The following is a 12,774-nucleotide window of genomic DNA, read 5'->3' as shown; positions in this document are numbered from 1 at the left end:
TCAAGTTTACCTGCGGGGTTGCCGATAGGCATGGAAACAACACAGCAGGTATTTCACTTATGTTCAGATCGATTCGTGCACGCATCATCGCGGCGACGGCAGGCTGTCTGGTCGTCGCCCTTCTCCTCAATACCGTTATTAACTTCCAGGTCACACGCCAGGATAACCAGCAGTCACAGCGCGATATCCTGACCAGCACCAGCGCCAGCCATAACATGGCGATTGCCGACTGGGTAAAAAGCAAGATGACGGTTATCGCCTCTGCCCAGACCGTTGCGCTGAGTGACGACCCGGTTCCGGTGTTTAAACAGCTTGCGCAGGCGGGTGGATTCACCAACGTTTATGTCGGCTACGCCAGCAAAACGGCGAAATTCTCTGAGCCCGCGGGCGTACCTGCGGATTATGACCCGACCATTCGCCCGTGGTATCAGCAGGTGGTCAGCGCGGACGGCCCGGTCGTCACCGCGCCTTACGTTGATGCCGGTACCGGTAAACTGGTGGTGACCTTCGCCGTGCCGGTGAAAGAGAATGGCGCCCTGAAAGCGGTGGTGGCGGGCGATGTGGCCATGGACAGCGTGGTGGCGAACGTGCGCGGGATCCATCCAACTCCGTCCAGCAGCGGCTTGCTTCTGAACAGTGACGGCAGCGTGATTGCGGCTAACGATCCAGCTCTGACGCTTAAACCGTTTGCTGAGACCATCAAGGGCATCAATTTTGCTGCGCTGAAAAGCGGTAACCTTGTCGACGGTACGCTGAACGACGTCGAAAAAACCTTCGTGGCAACCGCCGTGCCGGGCACAAACTGGCTGCTGGTCGTCGCCCTCGACAACGGTGATGCCACCTCCGGCATGCGTTCCCTGCTTAAAGCCTCGGCGATTTCGCTGGTGATCCTGGCGCTGCTGAGCGCGGCCATTGTTCACCTCCTGATTGCCCGTCTGCTGAAGCGCCTGTCGGACATTCGCGACGCGATGCACAACATTGCCAACGGGACTAACGACCTGTCGCAGCGTCTGCCTGACAGCGGTGAGGACGAGGTGGCGCAGATTGCCCAGGCCTTTAACGCCTTCAGCGATAAGCTGTCGGTGGTGATGGTGCAGCTCCGTGATGCCAGCGAGTCGGTGAAAAACGCCGCTCAGGAGATTGCGGCGGGTAACCAGGATCTCTCCGGACGTACCGAGCAGGCAGCATCCAGCCTGCGCGAGACGGCCAGCGCCGTAGAGCAGATCACCGCCTCCGTGACCCAGTCGAACGAATCGGCGGCGGAAGCAAATGACCAGGCGAGCAAGGCCTCCGCGGCCGCTGCGCGCGGCGGCGAGGTGGTATCCCAGGCGATCAGCACCATGCAGTCCATCGAAGTCGCGTCGGCTAAAATTGGCGACATCACCAGCGTGATTGACGGCATCGCGTTCCAGACCAACATTCTGGCGCTGAACGCCTCCGTCGAGGCGGCCCGTGCCGGCGAGCAGGGGCGCGGGTTTGCCGTGGTGGCGGGCGAAGTGCGTAACCTGGCGAGCCGCAGCGCCCAGGCGGCGAAAGAGATCAAATCGCTGATTGATTCCACCACCGACAGCGTGGCCACCGGCTCCCGCTACGTGCACCTGGCCGGGGAAAGCATGGACGAGATCCGCTCCAGCATCGGCAGCGTCTCCGGCATCATGCGCGAAATCTCCATCGCCACCAGCGAGCAGATGAAAGGCATTCACGAAATTAACCACGCGGTGACCCACCTCGACCGCATGGTCCAGCAGAACGCCGAGCTGGTGGTGCAATCCGCCGCCGCTGCGGGCGCCCTGCAGAGCCAGGCGGGCGACCTTGCTGAAACCGCCGGCCATTTCCGCATTTAATTTTCTACTGGCGCGCGTTTAGCGGGTAAAACGCGCGTCAGCTGAAATTTTGAGGAATTTTGTCATTTTTGTTTAATCGTTATGCCATTTTTTGATCAAAATCAGCATCCCTCCCCCTCCCCTTTGGTGTTATGCCATGAGTGAATTGTGAACAACATCACGCTCGGATATGGCTGCAGGGAGAGCGTTGTTTAAGACTACGGGGTAAAAAATGGCACTGGTAAAAACAAGTTTGAAACTGTTTGGCGGGGATACGGTAGTGGTGCGTTGCTCAGAGCGCTGCCGTATTCATCTGATGAGTGCGAAAGCACAAAAACAATCCCAGGCGGATATTCTCACCGTGCAGGATGATAACGCCTGGCTTACCGTGCCGTATACCGGCACCTGGGATGTGCTGATCGACAGCCACAGCCAGTCTCTGGAGCATTCTGTCAGTTACGTAGCAGCTTAAATTATGCGCCCGGCGAGCCGGGCGTATTATCAGGCAAAACCCGGTCGCAGCGTGCCGTTTAGCGGGTTTCCTTCCAGCAGCGCCTTCACCTTCACCACCAGCTCATTCAGACAATCGTCCTTCATGCCGAGGCGGGTAAGCTCCTGATCGAGAGAGAAGAGATACTGCGCGTTGGTACCCAGCGGCCCGCTGGCGGCGGCAATTAACGGGGCAATCACCTGCGTGCGGGTGTCCGCTTCATACAGCGGATGGCGCGGGTCCATAATAAACACCAGCGCATTGACGGTGCGTCCGTCGTCCAGCTCCAGCTTACACCAGCTCGGCATGTAGCAGCCGGTGATCATCTCACGCTTCCAGAGCAGCGTAAGCTCCTCTTCCAGCGTGGCATCCGGGAGGCGATACGCCACGCCCGTGGTGCGTCCGCCCTCTTTCAGTGCAAGCATACGCCCGGGCTGGCACGCGCTGCCGCGTCCGGCCGTCAGGCGCAGGCAAAATGCGCGGTGCCAGCCGGGCAACGTGCCCGTTGCCGATTCGACAAATTCGAGCGCCGGGTTCCACATCAGTGAACCATAGCCAAAAATCCATACCGGGCCATCATCCGGGCGGCAGGCAAGCGTGGCAGCGAGCGACGCCGCACGTTGTTCAGCTGACCAGAGAAGCGATTCCTCAATAGCACCAAATGCCGTCTTACAATCTGCCTTCATTAAGAAATCACGCGTTAACACTTTCCACCTCCGCCACTGCATGCTTCCTTGCGACATCTGTAATTCGCCTTCCCGGCCTTAGGTGCTGGTCATTTTGCCAGCAGTTGAATAACGATAAGCAATTAGCGGACCAGTTGCAATACAACGGCAGTTCAACCGCCTGAAAAGTCAAAATGAAGGCAGCGAATTATTTCAGGGCTATTTCTTTTTATGCCATTTATCGTCGTCTCCTTTTTCATATTCATGTTTTACGGCGGCCCAGGCGACTTTGTGTGCCGTCTCTTCACGGCTGGCATCATCCCGGCGATCGTCTTTATCTTTGTACTGTTCCCAGGCACTGTTAAACGCCTCTTTGTAGATATCCTGCGCGTGAGCGGGCAGCACGTTTTGCACATTATCGGGTAATTCGCGTTTCGTTTTATAAGGCATCACTCACCTCTCTTTTGGTTAAAGAGATAAGTGTGGACGACGATATGGCAGCGTGCCACCCACACTTCATTTATGAATGATCGAAAACATTAACTTATTGTTATTTAACAAATATTCGTAGAATATGGTGAATTACAGGAATCAGGCGTGATAATTATTAAAAAAGGTAAAATTAAGTAAAAAATAAAGGGCATTTAACAGAGATCTGTTAATTTAATGACCTCAAAAATCTATCTATAATTACAAGCACCTGCATTGATGGAGAAGCACATGACAGCAACACACGAGGCGGTAAAGACCCGCCACAAGGAGACGTCTCTCATTTTCCCGGTTCTGGCACTGGCTGTGCTGCTCTTCTGGGGAAGCAGTCAGTCACTGCCAGTGGTGGTTGGTATCAATATTCTTGCCCTGGTCGGTATCTTAACCAGCGCCTTTAGCGTCGTTCGCCATGCGGACGTATTGGCCCACCGTCTGGGCGAACCCTACGGATCGTTAATTCTCAGCCTTTCCGTTGTTATTCTCGAAGTCAGCCTGATTTCCGCGCTTATGGCGACCGGCGATGCCGCGCCGACGCTGATGCGCGACACGCTCTACTCGATCATTATGATTGTGACGGGCGGCCTGGTGGGCTTCTCTCTGCTGCTGGGCGGGCGTAAATTCGCGACCCAGTATATGAACCTGTTCGGCATAAAACAGTATCTGATTGCCCTCTTCCCGCTGGCGATTATCGTGCTGGTCTTCCCGATGGCGCTGCCGGGTGCCAACTTCTCCACCGGTCAGGCGCTGCTGGTTGCGCTGATTTCCGCAGCCATGTACGGCGTGTTCCTGTTGATTCAGACCAAAACGCACCAGAGCCTGTTTGTGTATGAGCATGAAGACGACAGCGACGACGATGACCCGCACCACGGTAAGCCGTCGGCCCACAGCAGCGCGTGGCATACGGTTTGGCTGATCGTGCATCTGATTGCGGTGATTGCCGTCACCAAGATGAACGCCAATCCGCTGGAAACGCTGTTAACCGAACTGAACGCGCCGGTCGCGTTTACCGGTTTCCTGGTGGCGCTGCTGATCCTGTCCCCGGAAGGGCTGGGGGCGCTGAAAGCCGTCTTAAACAATCAGGTGCAGCGCGCCATGAACCTGTTCTTCGGCTCCGTGCTGGCGACCATTTCACTCACCGTGCCGGTGGTGACGCTAATTGCCTTTATGACCGGTAACGAACTGCAGTTCGCGCTGGGCGCGCCAGAGATGATTGTGATGGTAGCCTCGTTGCTGCTGTGCCAGATTTCGTTCTCAACCGGACGCACCAACGTGCTGAACGGGGCGGCGCATATGGCGCTGTTTGTGGCTTACTTGATGACAATTTTTGCGTAGCCTTTTTGCCCAGCGGCGCTTCGCTTGCAGGGCCTACGGGTTTTGTAGGCCGGGTAAGCAAAGCGCCACCCGGCAATATGCCCCATAAGAAAACCCGCCGAAGCGGGTTTTTTTATTATTTGCTGGTATCCAGCTCATCGAAGCTCTTGACCAGATCGTCAATTGCTTTGATCTGTTTCAGGAACGGCTCCAGCTTATCCAGCGGCAGCGCAGATGGGCCGTCGCATTTTGCGTTATCCGGATCCGGGTGCGCTTCAATGAACAGGCCAGCCAGGCCGGTTGCCATACCGGCGCGCGCCAGTTCGGTCACCTGAGCACGACGGCCGCCGGACGCAGCGCCAAACGGGTCGCGGCACTGCAGCGCGTGGGTCACGTCGAAAATCACCGGAGACTGATTAGAGACGTTTTTCATCACGCTGAAGCCCAGCATATCCACCACCAGGTTGTCATAACCGAAGTTGGAACCACGGTCGCACAGGATAACCTTGTCGTTGCCACCTTCGATAAACTTATCGACGATGTTGCCCATCTGACCCGGGCTCACGAACTGCGGTTTTTTCACGTTGATCACGGCACCGGTTTTCGCCATCGCGGCAACCAGGTCGGTCTGGCGAGCCAGGAACGCCGGGAGCTGAATCACGTCAACCACGTCTGCCACCGGCTGCGCCTGAGCGGCTTCATGCACGTCGGTGATCACTTTCACGCCAAAGGTCTGCTTCAGCTCCTGGAAAATCTTCATCCCTTCTTCCAGGCCCGGGCCACGGTAAGAGTTGATGGAGGAGCGGTTGGCTTTGTCAAAAGAGGCTTTAAACACGTACGGGATGCCCAGCTTCTGGGTCACGGTCACGTAGTGCTCGCAGATACGCATGGCGAGGTCGCGGGATTCCAGCACGTTCATGCCGCCAAACAGCACGAACGGCAGGTCGTTTGCTACCTTGATATCACCAATGCTAACCACTTTTTGTTTCATAGGATCGCCTTATTCAGGTGTGAATCGGAATTAAGATTAATGCAGTGTAATTTGCTTGTGCGAGATCGCGTTGATCTGCGCACGAATCATTTCGCTAATAGGATCTTCCGGACACTGCTCGACGAAATAGCTCAGATCGTTCAGCGCCACGTGCTCACAATCGAGCTGGGCATAGATCAACCCACGGTCGCGAATTTCGTACGGGTCTTCCGGATTAAACTGCAGCAGCACTTCGCTGGCGCGCAGGGCCAGCTCCATCTGACGCTCTTCCATTAACGCAGACTTCAGCGTATCCAGCAGCTTGCGGATCACTTCTGCGTTATCCGCCTCGTCGAGATCTTCGTTGAAGAGCTCAGCCACCGGGCTGATATTGCCTTTCAGCCACACGTCCAGCGTATGTTCATCCAGCGTATCGCCGTTGAAGGGATTAATGAGCCACATCTCACCGTCCAGCCACTCCGCACGCAGGATCATCTGCGTCGGAAAAATGACCGGCACCAGTGGAATATCCAGGCGATGCGCAACCCAAAGCAAAATAGAACCCAGCGCAACGGCGCTCCCCTGACGATTTTTTAAGACCTGGTCCAGCCATAATGCGTCAGACAGGCGATACACGCCCCGCGTGTCGCAGAAACCCCATTCGCCGTAGAAAAGCTCAAGCAGCTTCTCTAATTGCCAGTCCTGCGGGCGCGCCTGATTGATCTCTTCACGCGCCAGGCTGACCAGATTCTCCAGCTCATCGTAGACGTACTGCGACGTAAAATCGTCGCGGATCATCTCAGAAATCAGGATCATGCCATCGCAAAGCGGCACTTTATTAAATTCGAAATCGGCTAAGGACTTCATGACTTACCCCAGTAACGACCGAGCGTACAGCGACGCCCGGGCGAGATAAAACTCAAAACGATGTAGATGATAACGCCAAACCGCCTTTCAGTCAGCCTTACGCCTTTATCAGTACCTGCGCTCATAACCACTGCCCCAGCGTCAGGCGTTCGTTGCCGCCGTAGTCGCGGCAGGTTTTGACATCGGCGTAGCCCGCCTGGGTAAAGAGCGCCCGCACGGCTTCCCCCTGCGTCCAGCCATGCTCCACCAGCAGCCAGCCGCCGGAAAGCAAATGTTGTCGTGACATTGTCACAATGTGTTCAAGGTCGGCTAAACCCTCCCTGGCGGCGACCAGCGCCGTCAGCGGTTCGAAGCGCACATCCCCCTGCGCAAGGTGCGGGTCACGCTCGTCAATATAGGGCGGGTTACTGACAATCACTCCGAACGTCTGCTTCTCCAGCGCGCTGAACCAGCTGCTTTGCAGCACCGTCACGTTGGTCAGGCCAAGACGTTCCACGTTACGCTGCGCCAGCGCCACCGCGTCGGGCATCACATCCACCGCCGTGACCGCGCAGTCGGGCCGTTCAGTAGCGAGCGCCAGGGCGATGGCCCCGGTCCCCGTTCCGAGATCGAGAATGCGGCAGGACGATGCGGGTAAGCGCGCCAGCGCCTGTTCAACCAGACACTCGGTGTCGGGGCGCGGGATCAGCGTCGCCGCCGAGACGTAAAGCGGTAACGACCAGAACTCGCGCTCGCCGACAAGGTGCGCCACCGGCTCGCCGGTTTTACGGCGGGCAAGCAGCGCGGCGAGCCGGGCTTCCTGTTCAGCAGTCAGTTTGGTTTCGCCGAAGGCCAGCAGGTACGTGCGGGCTTTACCCGTCACATGCTCAAGCAAAATTTCGGCATCGCGTTTCGGGCTTTCGCTTTCGGAAAGCTCACCGGCAGCATCACGTAACCAGCGCTGAAAATCCATTATTCCTGCTCGGACAGTGCCGCCAGCTGGTCGGCCTGGTATTCCTGCACGATAGGCTCAATCAGCATATCCAGCTTGCCTTCCATTACTTCGTCCAGACGGTACAGCGTCAGGTTGATGCGGTGGTCAGTCACGCGCCCCTGCGGGAAGTTGTAGGTGCGGTTACGGTCGCTGCGATCGCCGCTGCCCAGCAGGTTACGACGCGTAGACGCTTCCGCCTGCTGGCGTTTCGCCATTTCGGCCGCGTGGATACGTGCGCCCAGCACGGAGAGCGCTTTGGCTTTGTTTTTGTGCTGGGAACGCTCGTCCTGACACTCCACCACGATGCCGGTCGGCAGGTGGGTAATACGGATGGCGGAGTCGGTGGTGTTAACGTGCTGACCGCCCGCGCCAGAGGAGCGGAAGGTATCAATACGCAGGTCCGCCGGGTTGATGTCCGGCAGTTCAGCTTCCGGCAGCTCCGGCATCACCGCCACCGTACAGGCGGAGGTGTGGATTCGGCCCTGAGATTCGGTGGCCGGTACGCGCTGCACGCGGTGACCGCCGGATTCAAACTTGAGACGACCATACACGCCGTCGCCGCTGATCTTGGCGATAACCTCTTTGTAGCCACCATGTTCACCTTCGTTGGCGCTCATGATCTCCACGCGCCAGCGACGCGATTCGGCGTAGCGGCTGTACATGCGGAACAGATCACCGGCAAACAGCGCCGCTTCGTCCCCGCCAGTCCCGGCGCGGACTTCCACGAACGCGTTGCGTTCGTCGTCCGGATCTTTTGGCAGCAACAGCACCTGAAGCTGCTGCTCCATCTCCTCAGAACGCGCTTTCGCATCCTGCAACTCTTCCTGCGCCATCTCGCGCATTTCAGGATCGTCGAGCATCATCTGCGCGGTTTCGATATCTTCCTGAACCTGTCGCCAGTCGGTAAAGCATTTAGAAACATCACTTAACTGCGCGTATTCACGCGAAAGTGCGCGAAAACGTTCCTGGTCCGCAATGGTCCCGGCATCCCCGAGCAGCGCCTGGACTTCTTCATGGCGCTCGTGCAGAGCTTCCAGTTTAGCGACGATAGAAGGCTTCATAGGCGTAAGTGCACCTTGTCTTAGAAAATGGGTATAGGGCGCTATTCCAGCCCGAGGCTGTTGCGCAGAATAGTCAGGCGTTCATCATCCCCGTCACGGGCAGCCTGCTGAAGAGATTTGGTTGGGGCATGAATCAGGCGGTTAGTCAGTTTCCACGCCAGATCCTGCATAATAGCCTGCGCGTCGCCGCCCTGCTCCAGGGCCGCTAACGCTTTGGCAGTCAGGTCATCACGCACCTGCTCCGCCTGCCCGCGGTACTCGCGGATGGTCTCGCTGACGCTTTGCGCGCGCAGCCAGGCCATAAACTCACTGGTTTCCTGCTCGACAATGGTTTCCGCCTGCACCGCCGCCGCTTTACGCTGCGCGAGGTTGTGCGAAATGATGCTTTGCAGGTCATCTACGCTGTAAAGATAGGCGTTAGCCAGCTTGCCGACTTCTGGCTCCACATCGCGCGGGACGGCGATATCCACCAGCAGCATCGGCTGATTACGGCGGGACTTCAGCGCGCGCTCCACCATCCCTTTGCCGATAATCGGCAGCGGGCTGGCGGTCGAACTGATAATAATGTCCGCCTCTTTCAGGCGTTCATCGATGTCGCTCAGGGCAACCACTTCTGCCCCCACTTCATCCGCCAGCACCTGCGCGCGTTCGCGGGTGCGGTTAGCGATAATCATCTTTTTCACTTTATGCTCGCGCAGATGGCGCGCCACAAGTTCGATGGTTTCGCCCGCGCCCACCAGCATCACGGTGACGGTGGAGAGGGATTCAAAGATTTGGCGTGCAAGGGTGCAGGCCGCGAAAGCAACAGAAACCGCACTGGCACCAATGTCGGTTTCGGTTCGCACACGCTTCGCCACGGAGAATGACTTCTGGAACATGCGCTCCAGTTCGCTGGCCTTCAGATGCCCTTTTTGCGAATCCGCAAAGGCTTTTTTCACCTGACCCAGAATTTGCGGCTCGCCCAGCACCAACGAATCCAGCCCGCTGGCCACGCGCATCAGATGGCTGACGGCATCATTGTCCTGATGCCAGTACAGGCTGTTGCGCAGTTCGTCTTCATTGAGATTGTGGTAGTCGCATAGCCAGCGGATCAGCGCTTCGTGCAGGTTGTCCTGCTCTTCCACGCTTAAATAGAGCTCGGTACGGTTGCACGTCGAGAGCACCACGCCACCCTGCACCATCGGCTGTGCAAGCAGGCTATCCAGCGCCAGGTCGAGCGTATCTGGCGAAAACGTTACGCGTTCTCGCAGCGAAACCGGGGCTGTTTTGTGGTTGATACCGAGTGCTAATAGGGTCATGTTGAGCGGGAGTAGTACCAGCGTTAATAAGGTTAGCAGAACGCATCATACAGGATGCGCGAGATCAATAAAAGAGACAGCCCCCTTTCGGAGTAATAGGTTACACAACGCTTTGAGATAATTTGAACGTAGACGGTAGCCCCCTTCGACGCTAGCATTAACAGTTATAACTGCAACGTATCTCAAGGATTTGTCCTCATTATGACCCGACTGATTCGCCTGCTGCCCCTGGCGGCACTGGTTCTGACCGCGTGTACCGTCACCCAACCAAAAGGCCCGGGCAAAAGCCCTGATTCACCGCAGTGGCGTCAGCACCAGCAGGACGTCCGTAATTTGAGCCAGTACCAGACCCGCGGCGCCTTCGCCTATCTCTCTGATGAGCAAAAAGTGTATGCCCGTTTCTTCTGGCAGCAGACGGGTCAGGACAACTATCGCCTGCTGCTGCTGAACCCGCTGGGCAGCACCGAGCTGGAGCTTATCGCCAAACCGGGCGAAGCGCAGATCACCGATAACAAAGGCCAGCACTACACCGCAACCGATGCCGAAGAGATGATTGGCAAGCTGACCGGAATGCCTATCCCGCTGAACAGCCTGCGCCAGTGGATCCTTGGCCTGCCGGGTGACGCCACCGACTACACGCTTGACGATCAGTACCGTCTGAGCCAGGTGAACTACACCCAGAACGGCAAAACCTGGAAAGTGGTGTACAGCGCCTATGACAGCAAGAGTAAACCGTCGCTGCCATCGAACATGGAGCTGACCCAGGGCAGCCAGCGCATCAAGCTGAAAATGGACAACTGGATCGTTAAATGATGACCCACTGGCCTTCTCCGGCAAAGCTGAACCTGTTTTTATACATCACCGGCCAGCGTGCTGACGGGTATCACACCCTGCAGACGCTGTTTCAGTTTATTGACTATGGCGACACGATCTCCATTGAACTGCGCCAGGACGGGCAGATTTGCCTGCTGACACCGGTCGACGGCGTGGCGCATGAGGACAACCTGATTGTGCGCGCTGCGCGTCTGCTGATGAACGCCGCAGCGGAATCGGGTCGTCTGCCTGCGGGAAGCGGTGCGGACATCCGTATCGAGAAACGTCTGCCGATGGGCGGCGGCCTGGGCGGAGGCTCATCCAACGCCGCTACCGTGCTGGTTGCCCTGAACCACCTTTGGGGCTGCGGGCTGTCGCAGGACGAACTGGCCGCCTTAGGCTTGAAGCTGGGTGCGGATGTCCCGGTGTTTGTTCGCGGTCATGCGGCCTTTGCTGAGGGCGTGGGGGAAATCCTCTCCCCTGTAGAACCGCCGGAAAAATGGTACCTGGTTGCCCATCCTGGCGTAAGCATTCCGACCCCGGTCATCTTTAAAGATCCTGACCTGAAAAGAAATACCCCGATTCGGTCAATAGAAACGTTATTAAATTGTGAATTCAGCAACGATTGCGAGGATATCGCAAGAAAACGTTTTCGCGAGGTTGATGCGGTGCTTTCCTGGCTGTTAGAATATGCGCCGTCGCGCCTGACTGGTACAGGGGCCTGTGTCTTTGCTGAATTTGACACCGAATCCGCCGCTCGTCAGGTGCTTGAGCAAGCGCCGGTTTGGCTGCATGGTTTTGTAGCGCGTGGGATGAACATTTCCCCCCTACAGCAGGCCATTCTGGCGCAGACTGAGTTTCGGTGACAACGTCACCCTGTTCCAGACGTTGCATCGCGCTCTTTAATACACCGCCTGGATAGCCTTTGCCTGGCCCGCACAGTTTACGGCGAACGCTATCCACCACTGGACGCATGCCTGAGGTTCTTCTCGTGCCTGATATGAAGCTTTTTGCTGGTAACGCCACCCCGGAACTAGCACAACGTATTGCCAACCGCCTGTACACTTCCCTCGGCGACGCCGCTGTAGGTCGCTTTAGCGACGGCGAAGTCAGCGTACAAATTAACGAAAATGTACGCGGTGGTGATATTTTCATCATCCAGTCCACCTGTGCTCCAACGAACGACAACCTGATGGAACTGGTTGTTATGGTCGACGCCCTGCGTCGCGCTTCCGCAGGCCGTATCACTGCTGTTATTCCTTACTTCGGCTATGCCCGCCAGGACCGTCGCGTCCGTTCCGCGCGTGTGCCAATTACCGCGAAAGTTGTCGCTGACTTCCTGTCCAGCGTTGGCGTTGACCGCGTACTGACCGTTGACCTGCACGCAGAGCAGATCCAGGGCTTCTTCGACGTCCCGGTTGATAACGTATTCGGCAGCCCAATCCTGCTGGAAGACATGCTGCAGCTGAACCTGGATAACCCAATCGTGGTTTCTCCGGACATCGGCGGCGTGGTACGTGCCCGTGCTATCGCTAAGCTGCTGAACGATACCGACATGGCGATCATCGACAAACGTCGTCCGCGCGCTAACGTTTCTCAGGTGATGCACATCATCGGTGACGTAGCTGGCCGCGACTGCGTGCTGGTTGACGACATGATCGATACCGGCGGTACGCTGTGTAAAGCGGCTGAAGCGCTGAAAGAGCGTGGTGCCAAGCGCGTATTCGCTTACGCGACCCACCCGATCTTCTCCGGCAATGCCGTAAACAACCTGCGCAACTCCGTCATTGACGAAGTTGTAGTATGCGATACCATCCCACTGAGCGACGAGATCAAGGCACTGCCAAACGTGCGTACCCTGACCCTGTCCGGGATGCTGGCCGAAGCGATTCGTCGTATCAGCAACGAAGAATCCATCTCTGCAATGTTCGAACACTAATCGAACACGGCCGAAAAACCCGCTGCGGCGGGTTTTTTTGTCTCTGGGTTTTATTTGTATGATTAATGCCTCCTT

General features: G+C 57.0%; 13 protein-coding genes. 6 read left to right on the top strand and 7 right to left on the bottom strand.

What is annotated here, in order from left to right:
• Nucleotides 1-59: 59 nt before the first annotated feature.
• Nucleotides 60-1,844, top strand: a complete 1,785-nt coding sequence (locus tag LLF79_RS04285) for a methyl-accepting chemotaxis protein (RefSeq protein WP_227879127.1) — start codon at nucleotides 60-62, stop codon at nucleotides 1,842-1,844.
• Between the two features lie 211 nt (nucleotides 1,845-2,055).
• Nucleotides 2,056-2,295, top strand: coding sequence for a DUF1883 domain-containing protein (locus LLF79_RS04280; protein ID WP_008499520.1), 240 nt, complete (start codon nucleotides 2,056-2,058; stop codon nucleotides 2,293-2,295).
• A gap of 29 nt (nucleotides 2,296-2,324) precedes the next feature.
• Here the strand turns inward: LLF79_RS04280 and LLF79_RS04275 are convergent, their stop codons facing one another.
• Nucleotides 2,325-3,020, bottom strand: a complete 696-nt coding sequence (locus LLF79_RS04275; protein ID WP_023344362.1) for a gamma-glutamylcyclotransferase — start codon at nucleotides 3,018-3,020, stop codon at nucleotides 2,325-2,327.
• Between the two features lie 177 nt (nucleotides 3,021-3,197).
• Nucleotides 3,198-3,428 (bottom strand): putative cation transport regulator ChaB, encoded by a 231-nt coding sequence (chaB, locus tag LLF79_RS04270; RefSeq protein WP_021240355.1) that lies wholly within the window; start codon nucleotides 3,426-3,428, stop codon nucleotides 3,198-3,200.
• Nucleotides 3,429-3,698: 270 nt separating this feature from the next.
• On the opposite strand from chaB, the gene chaA reads away from it, so the two are divergent.
• A complete protein-coding gene (chaA, locus tag LLF79_RS04265; protein ID WP_008499517.1) occupies nucleotides 3,699-4,799 on the top strand; it encodes a sodium-potassium/proton antiporter ChaA in 1,101 nt (366 codons plus the stop codon).
• Nucleotides 4,800-4,914: 115 nt separating this feature from the next.
• Here chaA and kdsA read toward each other — a convergent pair whose 3' ends face one another.
• The 5 genes from kdsA to hemA all read right to left on the bottom strand — a co-directional run bounded on the left by kdsA (nucleotide 4,915) and on the right by hemA (nucleotide 9,947).
• Nucleotides 4,915-5,769, bottom strand: coding sequence for a 3-deoxy-8-phosphooctulonate synthase (gene kdsA / locus LLF79_RS04260; RefSeq protein ID WP_008499516.1), 855 nt, complete (start codon nucleotides 5,767-5,769; stop codon nucleotides 4,915-4,917).
• Between the two features lie 36 nt (nucleotides 5,770-5,805).
• The gene (gene sirB1 / locus LLF79_RS04255) at nucleotides 5,806-6,615 is read right to left on the bottom strand and encodes an invasion regulator SirB1 (RefSeq protein WP_008499515.1); all 810 of its coding nucleotides are present in this window, start codon (nucleotides 6,613-6,615) and stop codon (nucleotides 5,806-5,808) included.
• Nucleotides 6,616-6,736: 121 nt separating this feature from the next.
• Nucleotides 6,737-7,567 (bottom strand): peptide chain release factor N(5)-glutamine methyltransferase, encoded by an 831-nt coding sequence (prmC, locus tag LLF79_RS04250; protein ID WP_227879126.1) that lies wholly within the window; start codon nucleotides 7,565-7,567, stop codon nucleotides 6,737-6,739.
• Nucleotides 7,567-8,649, bottom strand: coding sequence for a peptide chain release factor 1 (prfA, locus tag LLF79_RS04245; protein ID WP_021240360.1), 1,083 nt, complete (start codon nucleotides 8,647-8,649; stop codon nucleotides 7,567-7,569). The genes prmC and prfA overlap by 1 nt, the downstream gene beginning before the upstream one ends.
• 41 nt (nucleotides 8,650-8,690) lie before the next feature.
• Complete coding sequence (gene hemA / locus LLF79_RS04240) at nucleotides 8,691-9,947, bottom strand: glutamyl-tRNA reductase (RefSeq protein ID WP_008499512.1); 1,257 nt, start codon at nucleotides 9,945-9,947, stop codon at nucleotides 8,691-8,693.
• 201 nt (nucleotides 9,948-10,148) lie between these two features.
• Between hemA and lolB the strand changes: the two genes are divergently transcribed.
• The 3 genes from lolB to prs all read left to right on the top strand — a co-directional run bounded on the left by lolB (nucleotide 10,149) and on the right by prs (nucleotide 12,699).
• Nucleotides 10,149-10,760 carry a lipoprotein insertase outer membrane protein LolB gene (gene lolB / locus LLF79_RS04235; RefSeq protein ID WP_070533119.1) on the top strand — a complete coding sequence of 204 codons (612 nt, stop codon included), beginning with the start codon at nucleotides 10,149-10,151 and terminating at the stop codon, nucleotides 10,758-10,760.
• Nucleotides 10,757-11,626 (top strand): 4-(cytidine 5'-diphospho)-2-C-methyl-D-erythritol kinase, encoded by an 870-nt coding sequence (gene ispE / locus LLF79_RS04230; RefSeq protein ID WP_227879125.1) that lies wholly within the window; start codon nucleotides 10,757-10,759, stop codon nucleotides 11,624-11,626. Before lolB ends, ispE begins: the two co-directional genes overlap by 4 nt.
• 125 nt (nucleotides 11,627-11,751) lie before the next feature.
• Nucleotides 11,752-12,699 (top strand): ribose-phosphate diphosphokinase, encoded by a 948-nt coding sequence (gene prs, locus LLF79_RS04225; protein WP_003856663.1) that lies wholly within the window; start codon nucleotides 11,752-11,754, stop codon nucleotides 12,697-12,699.
• The last annotated feature ends 75 nt before the right edge of the window (nucleotides 12,700-12,774 follow it).

This window comes from Enterobacter cloacae complex sp. 2021EL-01169 (assembly GCF_020733125.1).
GTDB lineage: Bacteria > Pseudomonadota > Gammaproteobacteria > Enterobacterales > Enterobacteriaceae > Enterobacter > Enterobacter roggenkampii.
This window is presented reverse-complemented; position numbering and strand designations above follow the sequence as displayed.